The organism is Methylobacter sp. (assembly GCF_023227905.1).
Classification (GTDB): domain Bacteria; phylum Pseudomonadota; class Gammaproteobacteria; order Methylococcales; family Methylomonadaceae; genus Methylobacter_A.
In genome coordinates this window covers 44,312-61,244 of the sequence record NZ_JALOCF010000012.1, presented here as the reverse complement: position 1 = coordinate 61,244, position 16,933 = coordinate 44,312, and the positions used below count along the sequence as shown (strand labels likewise).

The 16,933-nt window shown below is 46.6% G+C and carries 14 protein-coding genes; 12 read left to right on the top strand and 2 right to left on the bottom strand.

Annotated features, from left to right (window positions below):
- The first annotated feature begins 256 nt into the window (after positions 1-256).
- From M0R47_RS07075 to M0R47_RS07045, 7 genes are all read left to right on the top strand, one after another.
- Positions 257-628 (top strand): hypothetical protein, encoded by a 372-nt coding sequence (locus M0R47_RS07075; protein WP_292552342.1) that lies wholly within the window; start codon positions 257-259, stop codon positions 626-628.
- 353 nt (positions 629-981) lie between these two features.
- On the top strand, positions 982-1,515 hold the full coding sequence (locus tag M0R47_RS07070) for a copper resistance protein NlpE (protein WP_292552339.1): 534 nt from the start codon (positions 982-984) through the stop codon (positions 1,513-1,515).
- A gap of 953 nt (positions 1,516-2,468) precedes the next feature.
- Complete coding sequence (locus M0R47_RS07065; protein WP_292552334.1) at positions 2,469-2,759, top strand: hypothetical protein; 291 nt, start codon at positions 2,469-2,471, stop codon at positions 2,757-2,759.
- Positions 2,760-3,503: 744 nt separating this feature from the next.
- A complete protein-coding gene (locus M0R47_RS07060) occupies positions 3,504-3,920 on the top strand; it encodes a glycine zipper family protein (protein WP_292552331.1) in 417 nt (138 codons plus the stop codon).
- A gap of 63 nt (positions 3,921-3,983) precedes the next feature.
- On the top strand, positions 3,984-4,835 hold the full coding sequence (locus tag M0R47_RS07055) for a GNAT family N-acetyltransferase (protein ID WP_292552329.1): 852 nt from the start codon (positions 3,984-3,986) through the stop codon (positions 4,833-4,835).
- A 716-nt stretch (positions 4,836-5,551) separates the two neighbouring features.
- Complete coding sequence (locus tag M0R47_RS07050; protein WP_292552326.1) at positions 5,552-5,989, top strand: YsnF/AvaK domain-containing protein; 438 nt, start codon at positions 5,552-5,554, stop codon at positions 5,987-5,989.
- Between the two features lie 54 nt (positions 5,990-6,043).
- Positions 6,044-6,778, top strand: a complete 735-nt coding sequence (locus tag M0R47_RS07045; RefSeq protein ID WP_292552323.1) for a YsnF/AvaK domain-containing protein — start codon at positions 6,044-6,046, stop codon at positions 6,776-6,778.
- 274 nt (positions 6,779-7,052) lie between these two features.
- Here the strand turns inward: M0R47_RS07045 and M0R47_RS07040 are convergent, their stop codons facing one another.
- Positions 7,053-7,520 carry a hypothetical protein gene (locus tag M0R47_RS07040; protein WP_292552321.1) on the bottom strand — a complete coding sequence of 156 codons (468 nt, stop codon included), beginning with the start codon at positions 7,518-7,520 and terminating at the stop codon, positions 7,053-7,055.
- 441 nt (positions 7,521-7,961) lie between these two features.
- On the opposite strand from M0R47_RS07040, the gene M0R47_RS07035 reads away from it, so the two are divergent.
- Entirely contained in the window at positions 7,962-8,447 is a 486-nt protein-coding gene (locus tag M0R47_RS07035) for a YetF domain-containing protein (RefSeq protein WP_292552318.1), read from the top strand.
- A gap of 244 nt (positions 8,448-8,691) precedes the next feature.
- On the opposite strand, the gene M0R47_RS07030 is transcribed toward M0R47_RS07035, so the two are convergent.
- On the bottom strand, positions 8,692-9,984 hold the full coding sequence (locus M0R47_RS07030; protein WP_292552315.1) for a diguanylate cyclase: 1,293 nt from the start codon (positions 9,982-9,984) through the stop codon (positions 8,692-8,694).
- Between the two features lie 925 nt (positions 9,985-10,909).
- Between M0R47_RS07030 and M0R47_RS07025 the strand changes: the two genes are divergently transcribed.
- The 4 genes from M0R47_RS07025 (at position 10,910) to M0R47_RS07010 (ending at position 16,925) form a co-directional block, all read left to right on the top strand.
- Complete coding sequence (locus M0R47_RS07025; protein ID WP_292552312.1) at positions 10,910-11,701, top strand: hypothetical protein; 792 nt, start codon at positions 10,910-10,912, stop codon at positions 11,699-11,701.
- A gap of 373 nt (positions 11,702-12,074) precedes the next feature.
- Entirely contained in the window at positions 12,075-13,871 is a 1,797-nt protein-coding gene (locus M0R47_RS07020; protein WP_292552310.1) for a bifunctional diguanylate cyclase/phosphodiesterase, read from the top strand.
- Positions 13,872-13,948: 77 nt separating this feature from the next.
- Positions 13,949-16,318 carry a methyl-accepting chemotaxis protein gene (locus M0R47_RS07015; RefSeq protein ID WP_292552307.1) on the top strand — a complete coding sequence of 790 codons (2,370 nt, stop codon included), beginning with the start codon at positions 13,949-13,951 and terminating at the stop codon, positions 16,316-16,318.
- An 85-nt stretch (positions 16,319-16,403) separates the two neighbouring features.
- On the top strand, positions 16,404-16,925 hold the full coding sequence (locus M0R47_RS07010; protein ID WP_292552304.1) for a hypothetical protein: 522 nt from the start codon (positions 16,404-16,406) through the stop codon (positions 16,923-16,925).
- Positions 16,926-16,933 lie beyond the last annotated feature (8 nt).

Here is a 16,933-nt window from a genome sequence, read left to right as displayed (position 1 = left end):
ACCACTTGGCTAACTTGCTATCGTCCTTTTTTTGGCCGTCAAACACTGTGCTGTAATGAACGGAACCTTTTTCAATGTATTGGCTTTTATGTGTTCAAGCGTCATCACTACCCTGTTAGCCCGTTCGGAATCCGGATGCCATAATGCTGTGTGCGGAAACGTACAGACTACCTGAAACGGGAGGGCTTATATAGACGACGCCAGGTCGTACTAAGCAACCGTTTTCCTTAAAACCCGTTTTTATAGGAGTTCTGCCATGCGCAAATTAGTTGCGGGATTTATTCTGATTATGGCGTTACCGATGGTGAGCCATGCCCAAGAGCCCGGGGACGTGCCACGTCCATCTTCTGAAGCTATGCCGTCCGGTTCCAGCCCAGGGCAGAGCACTGGCACTGCCGACGAGCAAAATGAAGCTTATAATATCTGCTTACGCGCCACTCAGCTCTTCGAACAGCAGGAAAAGGCTAAAGGGCAGAAGCAACCTGCGGAAGCCCCTATATCGGCATCGTGCAAAGAGGAATTGAAACCGGCATCGTACTGGAGTTGCATGGAAAAAGAAGCCATGCAAAAAACTGATTTTAATACTGCCCATTGGCGATGTGCGAAACAAACCAATATATTGAAATAACTTTTAGCCCTGCCGAAAAACGGAGTTAGTTTTAATAGGATTTGAACCTGTTTTTGCGCTTGATGGGCATGCCTAACCTGACATTGCACTCAATCGGGGCGGGGTTATAATGGCCTTTTTCAACATCCAGCGCTGCGCTTGATTAGCTTTCTGTTCAGGTGCGTAGCGGCATGGCAACCGCTGTTGTGGAATAAAGGCCAATTCATTTCTTGGGTGCGTGGCGGTTTTATGATGGAATGGCAGAAGTTTTGACAACCTAGCAAAAAGGTCGGGTTCTTGCCTTGCGCATTTTCATGACCGTTCAGGTTATTCGGCAACGTTGAACGTGAATTACAAATTAAAGAGATAGTGATATGCAAACATTAAAAAACCAATTAAAACAAAATCTGGCTTTGATTTTTTTCGGCACTCTGCTTTCTGCCAATACTCCTGTAATGGCAAAAACAGACTTCGAAGCTCAAGAAAAGTACCTCAGGGCGCGTGTAAATAGCAGCCAGCAAAACACAGATCACTCAGCCCATGCGAACCCTATTGATAAGAGCCTGGATTTTCATGGTGTTTTTTACGGTTATTTTCCTTGCAACGATTGCAATGGGGTTAAAACAACGCTGTCGTTAAAGCAAAATAACAATTATCTGCTGGTGACTCAGCCCGCCAGGGAATCCTCAAGGGAGTTTTATGAAAAAGGAAAATACAGCTGGAATGATGAAAATCGTACCGTTGTTTTAACGCCGCGTAATGAATCGCCTATAAAGCAATATCGTATTGAAGATGAAGGAACGCTCATTCAGCTTAATAGTGGGGGAGGGAAGATGGTGGGCGATGAAGAACGCTATACTTTGCGCAGAAGCGATACGGTAAAGTCACGTGAGGTGCACATTCACTAGAAGAATGTTCCCAAGGCTGTAAGGCTGGTATTTGCAAGCTGGATTCGCCATTAGGCAATCCACCGCAATTACTGATCGATCATATTGGTTTACTGTGCGCCTCGGTATCGCTCGCATCTATATTCCACATTGATGGCTGAGTGGCGTACTGCACTGCATCCGGGCATTGCCCTCATATACGGAATATACGGATGATTTTCCGGGAAGTCGGCGTTAATAAATTATTTTTCTCCAAAAACTTATCGTATTTCGATCGGGGTTTTAACAGCCGCCTTTCATGACGGCTGTCCTGCAGATGTTGGGGGGGGCGATTGGCCGTATTCAACTTTTTATCGCTATGTTGCTGATGGTGTTTTATCGTTCAATTTGGAGCGATATAGTGCTTGATAAGCCAAGCCATTTAGTGGACGCGATGCAATTTCCAGACGGCCGAGCTTAGAAATTGTTAAAGGTCTTCAAATAAATATTATCGAGATGAATCGATAATGTCAGTTCTACAAAGAATCCAAAAAGAAATTCAATCATATCTTCTCAATGGCAAGAAAAAAATTAGCAACAAAAAGAGTTTCATCTGTGCAGATTATCAGTATGCGCACAAATATGATGCATTTATTGACAATAATTAAATAGGCTTAATTTAGTATTGTTTTTTGTAAGTGTTTGTATTTAATAAACAATAAGTAAATTTAATTTATGTGTTAATTTTGGCTCAGCATTTGCTTTCTATGTTATAGGGAGCCCTAAATGATGAGTGGTGCCACTATCAAATTCTAAAGCTTATCAATATAAGCCAGCTCGAATTGGGTATTTCTTAGACGCTTCCTGTAATTGTCATGAAATCTTAAACAAACCGTCATCAGTTTGTTATAGATAAGTTTTAATCTGTATCTGAAAAGCAAAACCGTTTAAACGGAAAATTTGCGGTTTTATACGATTTCTTCAGGAGAATAAAAATGAATCTGCTCAATTTCATCCAAAAAGAGTTTTATGCAGCATTGCAGGAGGCTAACCGCCCATTATTTCCGGAAGGCTCCGAGAATGATGAGCATTATATGGAACTGTTTAACTTCTATCATTCGCTTAAAGGCAAGACCATCGATACAAGGAACGGTGAGTCGTTATTTCCAATAACAATTGATAACGTCTATTTTATTAATAAGGAAATAACTAAAGCGCGGGACCAAAAGTTACCTGAGGCATCGGCCCTGGCTGATTTTGAGGTAAAAAACTGGATGCCCGCTTAAATTCATGAAAATCCGGATGCTAAATCAGTATCCGGATTCCTCCTGTCAAGCGGCAAACTTTGAGTTTAAGTAAACTAGTCAGCCGTGCCCGCCATTGAGCTATAACCTCCCTTTAATGCGATTCGTACGACCCTGTTGTGCAGTCTGGGTTCGCCTTGAGGGACACATCACTGCAATTACTACAAAGCCTAATTAAGCAACGGAAATATGGCCCAATAGGGGTTCCCGTCCTGAGTGAAAGTGTCCTAGAGCATTTCTTTGTTAGTCAGAAACATAGCCCGAATTTTTAAAAACACTTGTCTCGTTCCCACGTGCTACCAAGGAATGCCGTCTGGGATGCGTGACCTTGTAGTTTAAGGGGTCGCTGCCGCGACGCTCCACCCATCCACTCTGCCTATTGGTAGCCCCGGTGCTCGGCGCGGCAAACGGGACCCAGTCCGTGCCACTGCAAGGGCCTACCGCTCAATAGAGTGAGTTTAACAATGGGAGTAATCTTAAATAATCGAGAATTGCTAGTAAATGATGAATGAAGAGAATGTTATTTATGTAAACGGACATTCTCGTTTATCGGCTTGAATCTTAATGCTATTAGGCGGATATTTGTAAGGTGGCTTCGGTTTTACAATCTGCCGCAACTGCTACAGTTCCGGCCATGGGTGAGTTGTGCATGAACATCATGCCGGCACTGCGAAGTCACCCCATGTTACATTGGGCCCCAATTGTTATCTAAAATAGGAGATTCTCATGTTCAAGATTATTTTGGCTCTAGTCACTGCCCTGTCGATGCAAGGCTGCGCATCGACCCGCCCGGTTCTTTATCCAAATCACCAATACAATACCGTCGGATCAAAAGCCGCAGAACGTGATATCGAGGCTTGCATGGATCTTGCTGAGGCTGCCGGTGCCGATTCCGGCGGCAGCGAGGCGGGGCGGGCGGCAACTGATACCGTTGGAGGTGCCGCCATCGGCGCTGCATCGGGCGCTGTGGGAGGTGCGGTGGTCGGCGCGGCGGGTTCAGGGTCGGCGATCGGAGCGGCTAGCGGCGCGACTGTAGGACTGCTGCGCTGGATATTCAGCGAACCGGAACGCAGCCCGGCCTATGAGAACTTTGTAAACAGATGTCTTCAGGAGCGCGGCTATCAGCCTGTTGGCTGGGATTAAACGGTCATCACTCGCGATGACTATTGTGATCGTGTTTCTGCGAATAATCAGGATCGAAAAACTATGCAAAAAGACAGCTACACAATAAGAACCATGACCCGGCAAGAAGTTAATATCGCGGTCGATTGGGCTGCCGAAGAGGGATGGAATCCCGGCTTACATGATGCCGATTGTTTTTACGCTGCCGATCCAAGCGGTTTTCTGGTCGGATTGCTTGGCGATGAGCCCATTGCAACGATTTCAGCCGTGAAATACGGCGATTCATTCGGGTTTATCGGGTTTTATATCGTCAAGCCGGAGTATCGCGGCCAGGGCTACGGCATTCGCATATGGAACGCCGGGTTGGCGTTACTTGGCGGCCGCACCATTGGTCTTGACGGGGTAGTCGCCCAGCAGGATAACTACAACAGGTCGGGGTTTACCTTAGCCTATAGCAATGTCCGGTATCAAGGAAATTGCGGCGGGAATTATCCGGCTGATGCCGGCATTGTGCCGTTATCTACGCTGGCTTTTGATGATGTTTGCGCATACGACCAGGCTTTTTTTCCCGACAATCGCAGGGAGTTTCTGAGATGCTGGATTAATCAGCCGCAAAGTACGGCGTTAGGTATTCTGCGCGGCAACAAGCTGGCCGGTTATGGGCTTATGCGCATCTGCCGCACAGGATTCAAGGTGGGGCCATTGTTCGCAGACGGCCCTGAGTGTGCCGAGCAGCTTTTTGCGGCTTTAAAATCGCATGCCCCGGAAAGCGCTTCGGTTTTTCTGGATATACCGGCCGTGAATGCGGCGGCAGTCGATTTGGTGAATCGGCACAATATGACGGTTTCGTTCGAGACGGTCCGCATGTATGCAGGACAATGCCCTGACTTGCCGATAAACCAGCTGTTCGGCGTGACGACTTTTGAGCTTGGATAAGCGCAATTTTCAGAAACCCTCTGTTAGAGGATAGGGGTGTCAAGACTTTACTCGTGGCTGTCGTATGATTTTTAATGCTGGGACTGGGATGCCCAAACGTTCTATAAAATAGCGACTCTGTTACACCGGTGCAACCTGTGACTCGTCGTTGATCTTAGGATGTTCAAAGATTCTAACCTCTGTTCAATGTTTGCAAGAATTGTAAAGATTCGCATCGCAGTACGCCGGACCTGTCTCTGCCCGGATTTTTGCAAATGAAGACTCGCTATCTATCTGTTCAACCTCGCTTAAAACTTCAGCTTTTAAGTCATCGCCGATTTACTCTGTAAATTGCTATTATTCAGCTCCACCTCTTCTACATGTTAGTGTAAAAATTTGCTTCGCACGCACTCTTATTACCGATACGACAACGATAGGTCGAGTGTGAGATACCTAATCAGGATTATTTTTTCTTGCGTTCCTTAGCGTACATATTTCTGATTTTGCTTGTTGTACTCTGACTTTGCTTTTTTAATGAGCAAATGCCCTAGGGTTAATTTCAGCAACGGTTTTCCCTCAAGTTAATTTAAAAAATTGAGGAAAATCACATGACTCAGCAAAGATAGGCAGCAACAATTACATACGTCCAGTTACAAATCATCGCCTTGATTCAATGAATAAGGAAGAATTGGGTGATATGTGTTGAATATTAGTCTCTTAACGATCTGTTAAAGCCCATGAACCCAAAAGATGAGTTAAATCAGGCAAAGCACGACGATGTAATCCCAGTGCTTAAGGAACAGCTTCATGTTGAAAAAAGACTGGAAGAAGCTGGTATTGTGCGAATCTCAAAACAGTTAACGGAACATGAACAAGCAGTAACCATACCTTTACTTGCGGAGGAGATACAGGTGGAAAGGATAGCTATTAATCAATTGATTGATTCACCGCCTCCAGCCCTCAGATATGAAGGGGAGACGATGATCATTTCGGTAATAAAGGAAGTGGCGGTGGTTGAAAAGCGCCTTATGCTCGTTGAAGAGTTACATATAGTTAAACGCCAAGATCAAAAGCAGGAAACCCAACAAGTAAAGTTAAAAGAAGAGGAAGTAACGGTTGAACGAATCAACACCGATAGTCCCGATCCTACAACGGATCGGACAGCGAGTAAGTGACGGTTGATCCATCACTCCTTAATCATTAAATTTTTAACTTGCGAGGTTAAAATTATGAAACAGACAGTAATAGGTATGTTCGATGACGTTGCCGATGCGCAAGACGCCGTACAGCAACTTTTAGATAACGGCTTCTCGCGCGCGAGTGTCGATGTTTCAACCCAAAAATCCAATCAAAGTAATGAAAGTTTCAGCAACTTTTTCAGCTCTTTATTTGGACAAGAGAAGTCAAGCTCTTACGCTGAAGCGGCTCGGCAATGTGACGCGATAGTCACCGTTCATGCTGAATCGGAAGATGAAGCGTGGCGCGCTGGAGAAATTCTTGATGAGGCTGGTGCTTTGGATGTGGACGAGCAGGCTGAGCAATATGGGGCTGATATGTCGGATAGGGAAAGAGCTGTAGCTGAATCCGGTAGGGAGGAGACCACCATTCCGATTATTGAAGAGCAATTAAACGTAGGGAAAAAAGAAGTTGAGCGAGGTAGAGCGAAGCTTCGCAGTAGGATAGTTGAACGCCCTGTGGAAGAAAGCCTCAGACTTCGTGAAGAGCATGTGCATGTTGAAAGAATGCCTGTAGACCGACCTGCAACCGAAGCAGACTTGGCAAGCTTTAAAGAGGGCGAGGTAGAACTTACCGAACACACTGAAATTCCGGTAGTATCTAAAGAATCTCGTGTTGTTGAGGAAGTTCGGGTTGGCAAAGAGGTAAAAGAACGCAAGGAAACTGTGAGAGATACCGTCAGAAAAACTGAAGTTGATGTGCAACAATCTGACGCTTCGCACAGGTAAACGGTTTTTAAAGCGGTGAATATTTATTTGCCGCTTTCTTTATTATTTTCAGATTAATAACTCCGTGAATTTTCATTTAGCCGGATCAGCTTTTAATCTGCTGATTTAGAGGTGGAGCCTACGGAATCCGAGGTTTTATTGCTGATTATCTCGTATTCCGACACGGCTTGTGTTTGAAGAGTTTCGTCTTTAGCAAAGATCACACTAATACCGCAAACCGTCAGATCATTGTCTAGGGGTAACGGTTTTTGTGACAATGATCTAATAGCTACTTTTATTTCTCAGGATCAGAATTTTCTAATTCTTCTTGTTTTTCCTGTTTCGGCGCTTCCAGTTCAGGAAATTTCTGTTCAGGAGCTTCCTGTACCACAATTTCGGGTTTGAACAATTCGGCAATTAGCTCAAGATGAGACGCTATCTGAGGGATTTCAGGGATTTTCCATGTTTTTCCTGCGATGCGGGACAGAATATTGCTCAACCAGAGCCTGTTCGATTCTGCTTTTTGAATGACTAAGTGATAGTCTCCGTCATTTTTAACGACAGCAAAATCTTCCATCCAAACGTCAATCGTTTCAACTTCACCGACGAGCTGGACTTGAACGTATGCTGTTCGTGGCTCGAGCTCAAAACTAAAATCCTTTAATTCTGCAATGCCTTTCAGGATTATATTCGCTACCCATATAACCATAAAATTAGGTGTGCATTTTATTGCCATTTTTATTAACCCGGATTTAAAACTCATATTGTCTCCTTATCAGTTTGGTGGTGAATTTATTTAAGCCAATTGTTCTTTGTTTCGAGCATTTAAGCATAACCCAAAAATGTTGCCAAACACTCCTTATCTGGAATATCGCATCTTCTAATTAAACTGTTTTTAAGCATTCGGCAGACTGATTCTGAATTTGTCGAAGATAACGGCTTGAATCTCTTTGCAATCTGGCTATATCCAATGATATAAGCAAACAACGGATATGGTTGAGCATAAGAAAAAGCAAGCCTTTTGTTGCCTCAGCGATAATGGATGGGGCGAACACAATCTGCCGTTGGTTATAGTTCAGCGGTTAGAAATGAATAGTCGGTACGGTCTTCAACTGGGCTGCCGTGCTTAACCGCACGGGACAATATGTGCATTCAGGAAGGAATTGATAAAGGGCATCATATAAACCATCTCAGGAGGTACGTTATGAATATCGATTGGAAAGCAATTTTTTTACCTGATATTCCATTAATCGAGATCGTGGTGCGCGGGTCGATAATGTATCTTGCGTTGTTCATTCTGTTACGCGTCATTCTTAAACGGCAATCCGGGACGCTTGGGATAACCGATTTACTTCTGATCACTCTTCTTGCCGATGCTTCGCAGAATGGTATGGCGGGTGAATACAAGTCTATTCCCAACGGCATACTGCTGGTTGCCACTATTATTTTCTGGAATTTTGCGCTCGATTGGCTGAGTTATAAATCACCGATCTTCCAACGTCTTATTGAACCGCCGCCGCTCCTTCTGGTAAAAAACGGTCAATTATTACGTAGAAACATGAGAAAGGAATTAGTAACTGACGAGGAATTGATGGTGCAGCTTCGCGAGCAAGGGGTTTCCGATATTTCAAATGTGAAGGAGGCCTATATGGAAAGCGATGGGCACATAAGCGTCGTTGAAAACAAATAAAGGCATCATTAAAACGAGGACAAAAAAAGAATAGTTGAAGAAAGACTGGGCTTTGAGTGAATTGCAGATGCTCAAGAATGTTGATGGCAGTTAGAGCCTGCGGCAGTATGGGGTCCACTTTACCTTCTTCTAATAGTTGAACCAAGGTTGGTATGTATTCTGTTAACTAAAAGCAAGATTATGTCCAAGCTGATTATCGTTTAGCGACCTCTGTTACCGATTAATACGGCCGCATTAATCTTGCTCACGCTGATACCACCGCCCTGTATACCCGGTTTCGGCCTTGTGCTTTGGCTTTGTATAGTGCTTGGTCAGCCTGATAAAAAATCGCCGAACCAATTTTTTCGCTAAGTTCAGCAGCATGATGACTACTCAAGATTTCTGATTTTATTTCTGCCGACAAATCATCAGGATAAGCGGCTAAACCGATACTGGTGCTAACAGGCACCACGGTACCCTGCTGATTCTCGATCTCTTGTTGCTCGATTCTTTGGCGAATCCGTTCCGCAATAGCGTGAGCCTCGTCAGCACGGGTATCCGGCAATAAGATGCAGAACTCTTCTCCGCCATGACGGGCCGCTTCATCATATTCCCGGATGCAGTCGGCAACCTGTAAGAGCACAACGTCGCCAAAATCGTGGCCGTTACGGTCGTTGACCTGCTTGAAGTGATCCAAATCGAGAATCAGCAAGGCAAAGGTCATCTGGTTATCGCGCAGGCAGCGTTGAATTTCCCGTTTCAAGCAGCGTTGAAATTCAATGGCAGTCAACAAATTGGTGCGGGTATCGAGCCTGGCTTGCTCCATTATTAATCGCATATTATTTGGTTTCAGTACTTGCGCCAGGCTGCCAAAACCTCTGATCCATTGCCGTAGCCGCTCGCCATCCGCAATACCGTAGGCTTCCAGTAAAAAATAGCCGTTATGATGATAATCCTCTGGTTTAATGATATGGATTCGCTCAGCGACCAATACATGATCACACACATAGCTGTAGAGTTCTTCAGCAAATTCTATTTGCAAACAAGCGATTTTTTCGGGAGCATGAGGGAAATTCAATTGCCTCTGCAAGAAGTCTTGCACATCAAAACCGGGTGCTGGCTGAATGGCCGGAGTCTCTGTCAACTCAATCGCCAAAATCTTGCGGGCCGCCAGCACCAACGGATCTCGACTTTGGCCATAGGAACCTAAAGCCAGCAAGCTCTCATCACGTTTAATTAAGCCAAACACATTGAACTGAAGAAGCTCCTTTTTTCCTTGATAACGTATCGTTACTTGCCTGTTTTTTAGCAATGCCGTGGACAGTGTTTCCGCCACCGCATCGAGTGCAACAGGACTGGATAACACGCCGTCCCAGTGTGGTAGCCACAATACGCGTTGGCTCCAGGCTAACGCCTCGGGATCATCCTTTATCTTCTGTTCGGCACAGATAAACCGGTCTTGCAATGCAGCCCGGTATTCCGCAGGCAATAAATGGCGGAGATAGCGGTTAGCAAAATGGTAGATAAGCGCTTCGCCTGGAGACAGCATTTCATTCATATAGTTATTATCAATTGAGCTAAATAGGAAACTCTAAGTTAGATTACAGCTTGAGTATTTGGGATGACATTGGGCAGCAATCCGACGAGCCATTTTCACTGGCTATCCTACGAGAGCGGCCTTGCCGTCATAGCTGATTAGCCTTCGTAAACGCTTACCAAGACTAGACCAGTTTCATCGGACTGAGGTTTTAGATTTACCCAGTTTTAAATAACTTAGAAAACATAACTTCGCTGACGACTAAAACTCTAGCATTAGTTATCAGTGACCCTGGGTATTATTGACCTTCGCTCTTATAAAATCCATGGTTATAAGAAATTTTCTTTTATGGGCAATCCTTGGCTATCCGTTTTAACGAGGCTTTGTAAACTGCTGAGCTATTCATTGTTACGGTTAATACAGCAAATTTCTTTGCATCCCAACGACTATCGGAATAAAGGAGAGATGCCCATATTTTGGATCATCAAATAAGCGGACTCGGCGTGATAGCTGGTATTTGGACCTGAAGATCCCTTATTTTGGCTCACCAAATGAACAGGCTTGGCATGTTGTTGGATTTTTCCTCCGTTTATCCGGAGTTTTCCATCATCTACAACTATTAAAAACACGATCAAATAGGCGATTAAAGTTCAGGGCTGGTATTCAAGCCATTGTGTGATAGCGCACCGACTAAAAATACTTGTGCATATATGATTAATCCAGCTTGAATCCGCCGTTTTTTTTGGGATTTGTGCTTAAACCGAACGCAGTTGAACATGGCTTCGATGTCATTTTCTATCTTATTGATAATGGCATGCCATTATTAACCCCTCACAAACGTTAATAGTTATTTTCACATGAGCAGGCAATCAACTAGATATTACCGTTGAAATCATTTTCACGATAAAGCTGATCTTTATAACTCTCCAAAGATAAGGAAACCATTATGAAAATCAAAAAAAGTGTTTATGAAATATCTGACGTCATAAATATGCGCCCGTTAGAGCAGACGAACTTGAATTTTTTTAAAATTTTCAGTTTACCGGTTTGGCTGGTCATTATAAGCATCAGCCTTAGTCTTGCATCCAATTCGGTAAACGCCGGCACTGAAGATACCGATTTATATTACCGATATGTCCCTTATCAAGGTCCGTCAAGTACCACGGAAACCGGCAGCCAAAAACCTGCGCAGCCTTCAGGGGCAAGTGAGACTGAAGCTAAAAAAGCTGAACAAGCCACAAGCACAGGCGAAAAGGGCGGGGAGGCGGGCCAAGCCGCTGCCGGCACACCGAGTCAGGAAACTACAAAGCCAAGCGAACCATCCGCTACAGCAGGAACTAGCGGCCAAGCCCCCGCTTCTGGTAGTCAAGGCGCCACTGGTCAAAGCACTCAGCAAGGTAGTCAAGATGCTAACCGCCAAAGCACTCAGCAGGGCAGTCAAGGCGCTACCGATCAAAGCACTCAGCAAGCCAATGCGCCGAAGACTGAATGTCCATTTGCAGGTGAACAAAAACCTCCTGTACAAAGGTCTGAAAGAAATACGGGGGAATTTCCTTTATACCCTACATTTTGTCAAGCCGATGTCAATGGCGATCACTACATTACCAAGGATGAATTGCAAAACTTTCCTGAACTGCTACGAGTCTTTGACAAGGTCGATGCCGGAAAAGATGGCAAACTGGAACAACATGAATTTGCTAACCTGGAAATGGAAACTTCTCGGGAAGGAGAAATCTAATGATCGGGGGTATCCGGAACAAATATTATAGTTAAATTAAAAAGCGCGGATGCCATGGGCTGTAAGTGAATTAGCGGCCCGCTCGCCCCGTCAACTAAAACCACGAAGGCACGAAGACACAAAGCTTTTACCCGGATTTTTCTTTATGTTTCGAGCTTTACTCCATTGTCGAAACTGTTCGTGCCTTCGTGGTTATGCCTTTAGACAGGCGATTAATTACCAGCGTGTTACCGGAATTAATCGTCAAACGATAGCGCAAAACAAGACCGCGTTTTTGATTGTCATAATGACATAACAAAGCTGTCACACTGCTGTAATAAACTTGTCATATTCTGATTTAAGTATTTATACCTATGCGCTTAATCGGAACTACATGTCAATCCTGCATACCGAACTCATAAAAATTCTTAACGGCAAGCAATTAACGCCTCATTTTCAGCCCATTGTTTCTTTAGCGCAAAAGAAAATCATAGGCTACGAAGCCTTGATCCGCGGGCCATCCGATAGCTCGCTGCACAGCCCGTTTAACTTGTTCGACACGGCCGAACGTTTCGATTTAAGCACCAAACTTGAATACATCTGCCGGGAAGTCACCATAAAGCGTTACGCCAGCCTGAATATCAAGGAAAAGCTGTTTATTAACGTAAGCCCATCTGTGCTGCTGCAACCGGACTTTAAAAAAGGGGAAACGCTTAAGCTGCTGGACCAGTTCGGCATTGATCCGCGATATGTGGTAATTGAATTGACCGAACATCAGCCGACGGATGATTTTCAATTAATGCGCGAAGCGGTCAGCCATTACCGGAAAATGGGCTTTGAAATCGCCATCGATGATTTGGGTGCCGGCTACTCAGGATTGAGGTTATGGTCGGAGTTACAGCCTGAGTACGTGAAAATCGACATGCATTTTATACAAGGCATCCATAACGACCCGGTCAAGCTTAATTTTGTACGCTCCATTCAAAACATTGCCAGTTCTCTCAATTGCAACGTTATCGCTGAAGGCATCGAAACGGAAGAGGAATTTAAAGCCGTAGAGCAAATGGGCATTACTCACGCGCAGGGCTATTATTTTGCCAGGCCAACGGCCGTTCCTTTAGAGAAAGTTGATAAATCCCTATTTATTATCAGCGCCCAGCCAAATCAATTTAACGCTATCAAAGCCGCTCATCTCGCTAAATATGTAATGCCGGTTTCGTCAGAAACCGCGATCAGTGACGTCATGAGCTTATTCCATCACGATAGTGACTTAACTATTTTGCCGCTGGTTGATGGCAATGCAGCGACCGGCCTTATTTTCCGCGACCACTTTTTGTCCAAACTGTTTTCCAGTCGCTACGGTATAGAACTGTATGGAAAAAAGCCCATAAAGTCGTTCATAGACAAAACGCCGTTAAGTTTTGATCAAGACACCCCCATTGAACTGGTCAGCAAACAACTGACGTCGATAATGCGTAATGATCAGGCTTTTATTATCACCCATAACGGGGAATATGCAGGGATAGGGACGATATTGAAACTGCTCGAAGAAATCACCCGTCAGCAAATCCATAACGCCAAACACGCCAATCCTCTTACGCTGTTGCCAGGTAGCGTTCCCGTCAATGACCAGATCGACCAATTGTTGGCAGCCAAAGTACCTTTTAGTTTCGGCTACTTTGATCTGGACAACTTCAAGCCGTTTAATGATGTGTACGGCTACAGCGCGGGCGACGATATTATTAAAGCCGTTGCCAACACGCTGACTCAACACATTCCTGCTGAGAGCGGCCTGGTAGGGCATGTCGGCGGAGATGATTTTATAGTCATTTTTACCGGTGATGATTGGGGAAAGTGCTGTAAAAATATTTTGAACGACTTTCAGGGAACCGTCCCCAGCTATTACAAAGATGAGGATGTCAAAACGGGCGGTATCTTTACTGAAAACAGAGCGGGAGAAAAATGCTTTTTTCCGTTGATCAGTTTGTCGATTGGCTTGGTGGATTCAGTTGCAACCAGTCAATGTCAGTCGCATGTGGATATAGCCGATTTAGCATCCGAAGCCAAAAAACAGGCCAAAAAAATTGAAGGGAATAGTTTGTTTATTAACCAACGGAAAGTGGAAAAAGGCAGAAAAAATCTTCAATTTTCTGCTTATGGGACAGTTACAAAACTGCATGTGGTTAATTAACCCTTAAGCGGATATCCCATTTTCCTTATACAACGTGAAAGCGTGGAACTAGTAAATAATATAAAAAGGTTCTTAAAATGTTTGGTTATATAAGTTTCAAAGTCCGTATATTACTCGGTTTTCTCGCCATCATCAGTTTGATGATAGGCATAGTTGGCGTGGGTTTGCTTAGTTTTTCGCAGACTCAGCGCGATGTCGCGAAAGTAGATGATACCTATTTGCCCAATGCGTTGTTGGCAGAGCGTATGGCGGTTTATACCGTCCAAGTACAACAACTGCTTACCCAGGCTTCAATCAGCCAGGACCCGGACAGTTTTCAGGATGCCCAAAGGGCTGTCGAAGACTTCAAGCAGGGCATTGCACAGTTTCGTGAGCGTCTGCAGGCGGATGCCTCAACGAATTCGGAATCCGCTCAGTCCAGCCAGGGTGCAACATTAAACAATTTCGCTTCATCCGAGATGAAGTTGAAAGAATTGGCGGCCCTCGATACCGCTTTTGACTGGTACTACAGCGAAGGCAAGCGCATGACCGCGGTCTACTCTGCCGAGGGCGTAGATGCCGGTAACCAGGTTCTGAACGATTTCAATAAACTGGCGAAAAACCTGCGCACGCAACTCAACAGAATTAAAAATCAGGGTGTGAACGACGCTAAAAATAACGCCCATGCCATTGTCGAATCAACCCAGCGTGCGTCCATGATCATGCTGGTCATATCTTTGACCGGCATCGGCCTGGGATTGGGTATTGCTGTTTACTTAACCCGCTACCTGAACAAGAGTTTGGGCATTGACCCTTACTTTGCAAAAGCGATTGCCATGGAAATTGCCGAAGGCAATTTAAATCGGGATATTCAGGTTGATCGGAACGACAAAAGCAGTTTGCTATATGCGATGAAACACATGCAGCAACAACTGCTGGAGCGCATCACAGCGGATCGGAAAGCCGCCGACGAAACCCTGCGCGTCAAGATCGCGTTGGACAACGTCAGCACCGGCGTGATGATCGCCGACAACGACCGCCGCATCATCTACGCCAACCGGGAAGTGATCAAGATTCTCGGCAAGACCGACAGGGAAGCTACCTCGCGCAACGGCGGGGCAAGCGTCTCGATCGACCGCCTGGTCGGCGCCCGCATCGATGATTTCCACGCCCATCCCTCGCACCAGGCCGACCTGCTGGCCGCCTTAACCGGCACCTATACCGCCGGCATGACGGTCGGCGGTCGGTCGATGGAAGTGATCGCCAACCCGGTCGTCAACGAGCAGGGCCAACGGCTGGGCACGGTCGCCGAATGGCACGACCGCACCGACGAGGTCATCGCCGAGAATGAAGTCGCCCGCATCGTCGAGGCCGCGGCCCGGGGCGACTTCAGCCTGCGCCTGGAGCTGGACGGCAAGGAAGGCTTTTTGCGCCATCTGGGGGCCGACATCAACCGGCTGATGCAGACTAGCGAGGCCGGACTCAATGACGTGGTGCGGGTGCTCAATGCCTTGTCCCGCGGCGACCTGACCGAGACCATTCGCAGCGACTATGCCGGCCTGTTCGGCCAGCTCAAAGAAGACGCCAACACCACGGTAGAAAAACTCAAGGAGGTCATCAGCCGGATCCAGGCCGCTGCCGACGGCATTAACACCGGCACCCGGGAAATCGCGTCCGGCAACAACGACCTGTCGCACCGTACCGAACAGCAGGCTGCCAGCCTGCAACAAACCGCCGCCAGCATGGAACAGCTGACCTCCACCGTGCAGCATAATTCCGCAAACGCCCAGCAGGCGAACCGGCTTGCCGCAGACGCCACCGGCATCGCCGGCCAGGGCGTTGCCGTGGTCGACCGGGTCGTACGGACGATGGCTGACATCAATGAATCGTCCCGGAAGATCGGCGATATCATTTCGGTGATCGACGACATCGCCTTCCAGACCAATATCCTGGCGCTGAATGCGGCCGTGGAAGCCGCCCGCGCCGGCGAACAAGGCCGGGGTTTTGCAGTGGTCGCCGTCGAGGTGCGCAATCTCGCGCAACGCGCCGCGACCGCGGCCGGGGAAATCAAGGACCTGATTACCGACTCGCTCAGCAAGGTCTCCGGCGGTAGCCGGCTGGTCGCCCAAGCCGGACAGACCATGGAGGAAATCGTCAGTTCCGTGCAGGGCGTGACCGACATGATGAGCGAGATTACCGCCGCGTCCGCCGAGCAAAGCGCCGGCATCGAGCAGGTGGGCCAGGCTATCACGCAAATGGATGACGTCACCCAGCAAAATGCCGCGCTGGTCGAGCAAGCCGCGGCGGCGGCCGAATCGCTGGAACAACAGGCGCAAGCGTTGGTGGCGACGGTGAGCGGGTTTAAGGTGGCGGACAGCTCGGCCGACGCTTACCGCCTTGTCCCGCCGACGGCCAGGCTTAAAGCGTCATTGACGACAGCCGGTTCGGGGGGGTGGGAAGAGTTTTAGGTTTTTTGTTTTTGCCGGGAATAGCTTGGGCACTATAATCCAATGTACTTTGCAGCAATAACGCTAGGCATTGGTAGGAGGAAAGATGAATCGCACAATTTTATTTACGGCAGTGCTGGCCTTGACTGGTTTTGGAATTATCGGTTGCGAGCAAGAGCAGAAAACGGCAAAAGTCAGTCAAGCCCCGGTAAAAAAATATGCACAAGCGACTGTTTTAGAGGGGATTGTCAGTAATGACAAAGGCGTGATTAAAACCGGCATCGTGGAAGTAACCGATGAAAACGATCGTTTAATTACCCAAACGACTGTAAATGACGGCCATTACAGCGTGGAAGTGCCAGCCAATACGGTTTTACCGATTCTGTTGGCGTTTTCTTCCGGGCCGGGCACGGAGAAGCTGGTTACAGCGGTCATTCACGACACGATTACGAAATACGATATTAATCCCTCGACGACGGCGGTAGCTAAAGCGGCAAAAGCGATGGGCGGCTATACGCATGCCAATATGACCCGTGCGGCATCGGGCATTGTACATACTCCCGATGCCAACAAGACCACAACGGGTTGGCGCGGTGATCCGACTAAACAATACGGCGGCTGGCATTGAGGGAGCAG